The following is a 6,371-nucleotide window of genomic DNA, read 5'->3' as shown; positions in this document are numbered from 1 at the left end:
AGAAGTCAGTAGTTAGGCAGAAGAAAAAAGAGAAAAGTGATGAGAAGTGAGAGGTAAGAAGACCGGTGACGGATGGCCGAGTCCGAAGTCCGAAGCGCAGAGTCCGTAGTCCGAAGTTCGAAGGTGGAGCAAGTTAAGCGCCATGTTTGCTATCAGCTATAAGCCATCAGCTTTTTTTATTAGTCAGTAGTCAGTAGTCAGAAGAGAAAAGTGATGAGCGGCATGCACTCTAAACCAGTAACCCGAAACTCTGTCATCGGTCCTCAGTCTTCCAAAAAAAACTCTGCGCCTTTGCGCCTCTGCGTTAAACACCTTATACCCTAAATCCTCTGGACTTCGGGCTACGGACTCCGGACTTTTTTAAGCACCATGTCTGCTATCAGCTTTTTTAGCCCGTCAACCAGCAACCAGTAACCCTAAACCATCAACCCTAAACCATCAACCCTAAACCCTAACACCTCATCCCTAAAGCGCAGCGTTCTGTCTTCTCATCCCCACAATCCTCCCTTTTATCAATAAATCAACATAATTTATCAACTGAAGCATGCTTGTTTAAGGATAAATACTATTTTAGTACTCGCTAATCGGAAATACACCGCCTCCCTGACCGGGGATAATGTGAGAGTTATATGGGGCGGGAAATCATAAAGGAATAAAATTAGGTGTTGGCACTGGGTGCTGATAGTGCGTGATATGTAGAGCTATCGCTACGGATGATATTGGAAAAATATTGTGAAGTGGAGTGTAGATATATAATTAGTTGGGCATTATACAAGATGAACTATGAATGAAGTACAGTTTACATATTTAATTGGTGCAGGAGCAAGTGCTTTAGCTATCCCTGTTATAAATGATTTTGCTAAAAACCTTGTTGAATTTGCAGAATATTTGGAAAAATTTAAGCTGAAGGAAGATAAATATCCTGAATCATATGGAACTGATTCAAGACCATCACAAATAAAAGATAAGTTCATAGAAAATATTAGGTGGTTGGCAAATGAATGCGAAGCTCATTCCTCAGTTGATACTTTTGCGCGCAAATTATTTTTATCAAATCGACAGAGTGAATTGATTAAATTGAAGGGTATTGTTAGTGAATTTCTCCTATGGAAACAGAATGAAAATGGAATTGACAAAAGATATGATGCATTTTTTGCTGCATTACTTGAAAAGGGTAGTTCTGGCTTGACTTTACCTAAAAATGTTAAATTTTTGTCTTGGAATTATGACAAACAGATAGAGTATTCTGTTTCTCAATTTAAAAACCCGTCAGATGATAGAATGATTGAAAACTTTCTACAGGTATCGCCAAGAGCTGAGGGAACTGCTATAGACACAGAGGATTTTTGTTTATTTAAGTTAAATGGTGCAATTGGAGGAACGATTAAAAATGGAGGTACTTATGTTCCAATGAGAATGGATTTTAACTTAGTTGGGGAAAAAATAACAGATGACATAGAGCAGAATATCATGAAGAACATGATGTTCAGATACAACCTTATTGAAAATAGAATCTTTCATGAAGAGTATTATGGGAATACTGAAGATATAGATGAATATCCTACAATAATGTATTCTTGGGAGCGAAATCCAGTCTTTGAGTTTGTAAGAACAAATGCATTGAGTGCTACTAGAAAGACTGAGATTCTTGTGATAATTGGGTATTCATTTCCGACTTTTAATAGAAACCTAGATAAGAAACTATTGCAAAATATGGAGAACTTAAGAAAAGTATTTATACAGTCACCAAAGGATTCTATTAAAGGGGTAACACAAAGATTTAAATCACTATATGAGTCTATAACAGAGATTGAAATAGAAGAAATTACTAATGTAGATGAATTTTATATACCATTTGAATATTAAAACGTACTATGCCCAGCTTAGCTTAATTTACAATTATGTAGAAGTTAAAACGCGGTTTAAATTTAAAGTCTTTGCTTGCCGAGAGATTTTTTTAACTAAAGATTTATAATAAACAAACATTAAAACCAAGACTAATTATTATGGAAGCAATTATTGGAATAGCACTTTTAGTAGGAGCAATTTTATTATTACGAGCAATTGGAGCATGGATGTTAAGGATTGACGAAGTCATAAAACATCAAAAAGAGATTGTGACAGAATTGAAGAAGATATCAGGGAAAGGACAAAATACTAACGCCTAAAATGATATCCCCCCGTTTGGCGTAGCGTCTCGCTACGCCATCCATACCAAGGCCTCACCGGCATACCTTTAAACCACATTAAGTTTAACTTATAAACCCGTTTGGCGTAGCCCCTCGCTACGCCATCCTTACCAAGGCCTCACCGCCATACTTTTAAATAATATGAAACTTAAATCAAACCAACCATGAAAAAAACAAGAATCACCCTAATCGTTTTCGCCGCTATCATTATTGCCGTGCAGCTGTTTCACATTAACTACAGCGATTTAAGCTGGGGCGTTAATGCATCGGCCTATATAGGTATTAGCTCCATGGTGTTAGTGATTATCGCTATGGTGGCTTCCAACAAACACGATAGTAAGCACCAGGCTAAGCCCTGAGGGACATCTACTCATGCACCTGATTAGCCCGGATTTATGCATGCAACATATACTACTGACTACTCACTGCTGACTACCGACTAATACACTAAATACATACCAAAACAACTGTAGAAAGGAACAGATGGCACAAAATGATACGTGCCTGTTAGAGTATCATTACAAACTTATTCACCTAATTATGATTGAAAAAGAAGTACTTCAGGAGATGCTGCCTGAGATTAACAGTGTTAAAAAAGAGGATGTAAAGCCTTGCAATATTCCTGTGAGCGTGTATGTGCAAGAGGCCGGTAACCTGCACGAACGGATGAGCCTCGATAGTGCACGCCTGCAGGCCTTGGGTATGGACCCGGCCTTGCAGACCCGCCTCGACAAGCTGCGGGCCGCCCTGTTTGCAGCCGAGGTGGACTGGCAAGAGCAGCAGAGCGAGCGCCAAAAGGCACTGGAGCTATGGAAAGAAAAATCGCCGGCCCTCTACGATTTGCGTAAGGATATCATTGAACACCTGGCCTTTGCCTTTCGCAAAGACGAGCGCCTGATGGAGCAGCTGGCGGCTATTGAAGAGGGGAATTCGCATGCCGATGCCATTGAAGACCTGGCGCGTCTGGCTGTGTTGGGTGTTCAAAACCCCGAACTGGTGCAAGCCATTAACTACGATGCCACCAAATTTGACACCGCCAATACCATGGTGAGTGAGATGAGTGGTGTATTGTCGGCGGCCAACGGTTACCTCTACCGCGACGACGAACGTAAGCTGATACGCGACAAGGCCTATACACTGCTGAAAGAAGTGGTGGATGAGGTACGCGATTACGGCCGCTTTGCGTTTCGTAACGACCCTGAGCATGTTAAGGGTTATTCGAGTAAGTACGCGCGCGACCAGGCCAAGGCTTATCGTCGGTCGTTAAAGGAAAAACAAGAATAGTTTGATTTGTCAGAGCCAAATAAGGGGTGCTTAGGCACCCTTTTTTAGATCCATATTATGCGATGGGAAAGGGTATTGCACCGACGGGAAGCTCTACTTTCGTGACGGGAAGCACCACTTTTACGATGGGATCACTCACCACCGCGATGGGGAGCGTGCACTGCACCGATGGAAAGACTTGCTTGTGCGATGGGAGACCTCATAGCTGCGATGGGAGAGGGTAATCCACCGACGGGAGGCTCTGCTTTTGCGATGGGAAGCGTCAACCTTACGATGGGAAAGGGTGTTTGTGCGACCGGAATGTTGTGTTTCTTAAACTCATCAACTGATAAACTATTAAACAGATCCCTATCACTAGAACCCCTAACCAGTAACCCAGAACCCTAAACCTCCGTCACCGGTCTTCCGTCCTCCGTCTTCTGTCTTCCAAAAAAAAACTCCGCGCCTCTGCGCCTCTGCGTTTAACTAATTTCCTATTTTTACGACCCATTAAGCCATCAGGATATTTACATCTTGAGTCTTGATACTTATGTCTTAAACCTTGATTTTGAAATAACATGTTTAAAAAAGTCCCCCATACCTACGTCATCATTTTCTCCTTAATCGTATTGGCAGCTGTGGCCACCTGGTTCATTCCCGGCGGCGAGTACGTCGAGCAAACCACCGTGGTTGATGGTGTTGAGCAAACGCAGATGGTGTTTCAAACCATCGATAGCCAGCCCCAAACCTGGGAGGTATTTGCAGCGCTGGTGCATGGTTTCGAAAAAGGTGCCGGCATCATCATCTTCATCCTGATGATTGGCGGAGCGTTCTGGATCATGAACGATTCCAAGGCCGTGGATGTGGGCATTTTCTCCTTTCTTAATTTCGTTAAAAAGCTCGATCGTTATAAAATCATACGCCTCCTGGGGGCCAATAACATCATACTCATCCTTATCATGCTCATGTTCTCGGTGTTTGGCGCCGTGTTTGGCATGAGTGAAGAGACCATTGCCTTTATGGTGGTGCTCATTCCGCTGGCCATCTCCATGGGCTACGATAGTATTACTGGTGTGGGCATTGTGTACCTGGCGGCTCACCTGGGCTTTGCCGGTGCGGTGCTTAACCCCTTCACCATTGGTATTGCGCAGGGACTGGCCGATTTGCCTCTTTTCTCAGGCTTTGAGTACCGACTGGTGTGCTGGTTAATTATCAACCTGGTGGGTTTCAGCTTTATCCTGTGGTATGCCCGCAAGGTGAAGAAGAATCCTAAAGCATCGCCCGTGTATGAGGAGGATGCCTACTGGCGCAAGCGTGCGGCCACACAAGTGGAGGATATTGACAAACCAACCTCACCCGCTGCCTGGTGGGTATATGGCTTAACAACGGTGGTGCTGGTGTTATTCGCCATCAAGCATCCCGAAACCACCCTGAAGGTAGGTGGGGGCGAAGGTGTTACCTGGCCGGTGATGCCGGTTATGGCGGGCTTGTTTGCCATCACCAGCTTCCTGTCGCTACGCAAGAAAGTACATTTCTTTATTCTCAACCTATTGAGTTTTACCATCCTCTTTTTGGTGATAGGCGTAATGGGTTACGAATGGTACATCACCGAGATAGCCGCGTTATTCCTGGCTATGGGACTACTGTCAGGCATCTCCATGGGCAACGATGCCAACCACATTACCAAGCTGTTTCTTGATGGCGCTAAAGACATCATGTCGGCGGCCCTGGTGGTGGGACTGGCCGGTGGTATCATCGTCATCCTCGAAGAAGGAAAGATTGTGCATACCATACTGCATGCTTTGGCGCAGTCCATGAGCGACCTGGGTAATATCGCGTCTGTGGGCATTATGTACATGATTCAAACCCTTATTAACATTGTTATCCCGAGCGGTTCGGCCAAGGCGGCCTTAACCATGCCCATCATGGCCCCATTCAGCGACCTGATAGGCTTATCGCGCCAGGCAACCGTTATGGCTTTCCAGTTTGGCGATGGCTTCACCAACATGATTACCCCCACATCGCCGGTACTGATTGGCGTGCTGGGCGTTGCCAAAGTGCCCTACACCAAATGGTTTAAGTGGATTGCACCACTTATCATCGGACTGATTATCCTCGGCTTCCTCCTGCTGATTCCAACAGTAGTGATGGATCTGAATGGGTTTTAGGTGTAGCTGCTAGCTGAAAGCCACTCATACTCGGCGTGAGGCAATGTTTCGGCCATCCATTCTCCCCTTGGGGAGAAACCCGCAGGGAGAGGGGGGATACAGTTTAATCCCCCATCAGCTTGCAGCCACTTCCCCAGGGGGAAGATGTTTATTAGCAGCTTGATTTAATTCCTATCGCCTTCGGCATTTTGCCAATAGGTGTTCGTTATGAAAGGTATTGGCAACTTTAGCTGACGAACAATTCCAATACGACTTTATAGCTTTGGCCTGTGGGCGGAAGCTTCTTTTTGACTAGCGTTTTTTGTAGCAATGACAATAAGGAAAGACTTGTCCCGTGTCAAAAAGAGACCCAGCAGCTTGAGCTGATATAAGAGAATTAAACTTCAATTAATCCACCATTCAAAACAAGGTTTTGAAGCATTGAAAGCAAGCGATAGGCCTGAATATGGCAGAATGGCGGCTTCGACGAAGGAGAAGGGAAGCCTGTAGCCATAAATTCAGGCCGTTGCATAGCAATCGCCTCTTTCAATGAGGTTTTTTGCTCCTCGTTTTTTCTAAAAAAATGAGGAACCCGCCTGGTAAGGCAAGTCTCATTCTAAACGAGTAATCTATTTTTATTTCCGATTAACCTTTATTCATTATTTGAAAAACTATCATCAATTCCAAACATCATGATAAACCTTTACAATTCTACCCCTTTTTGTACACACAATTATTGAATCCGCACCGAACTTATCATAAATTTGTTCCA

General features: G+C 43.9%; 6 protein-coding genes. 5 read left to right on the top strand and 1 reads right to left on the bottom strand.

Annotated features, from left to right (window positions below; genetic code table 11):
- Positions 1–783 precede the first annotated feature (783 nt).
- The 5 genes from KDU71_RS01775 (at position 784) to KDU71_RS01755 (ending at position 5,620) form a co-directional block, all read left to right on the top strand.
- Positions 784–1,866: a hypothetical protein gene (locus KDU71_RS01775; protein WP_212188171.1), complete on the top strand. Its 1,083-nt coding sequence runs from the start codon at positions 784–786 to the stop codon at positions 1,864–1,866.
- Positions 1,867–2,006: 140 nt separating this feature from the next.
- Positions 2,007–2,168, top strand: coding sequence for a hypothetical protein (locus KDU71_RS01770; protein ID WP_212188170.1), 162 nt, complete (start codon positions 2,007–2,009; stop codon positions 2,166–2,168).
- A gap of 185 nt (positions 2,169–2,353) precedes the next feature.
- On the top strand, positions 2,354–2,548 hold the full coding sequence (locus KDU71_RS01765; RefSeq protein ID WP_212188169.1) for a hypothetical protein: 195 nt from the start codon (positions 2,354–2,356) through the stop codon (positions 2,546–2,548).
- A 181-nt stretch (positions 2,549–2,729) separates the two neighbouring features.
- On the top strand, positions 2,730–3,473 hold the full coding sequence (locus KDU71_RS01760) for a hypothetical protein (protein WP_212188168.1): 744 nt from the start codon (positions 2,730–2,732) through the stop codon (positions 3,471–3,473).
- Positions 3,474–4,030: 557 nt separating this feature from the next.
- A complete protein-coding gene (locus KDU71_RS01755; RefSeq protein WP_212188167.1) occupies positions 4,031–5,620 on the top strand; it encodes a YfcC family protein in 1,590 nt (529 codons plus the stop codon).
- A 376-nt stretch (positions 5,621–5,996) separates the two neighbouring features.
- Here KDU71_RS01755 and KDU71_RS23145 read toward each other — a convergent pair whose 3' ends face one another.
- Positions 5,997–6,131, bottom strand: coding sequence for a hypothetical protein (locus tag KDU71_RS23145; protein WP_262898236.1), 135 nt, complete (start codon positions 6,129–6,131; stop codon positions 5,997–5,999).
- Positions 6,132–6,371: the final 240 nt, after the last annotated feature.

The organism is Carboxylicivirga sediminis (assembly GCF_018156225.1).
Lineage (GTDB): Bacteria > Bacteroidota > Bacteroidia > Bacteroidales > Marinilabiliaceae > Carboxylicivirga > Carboxylicivirga sediminis.
This window is presented reverse-complemented; position numbering and strand designations above follow the sequence as displayed.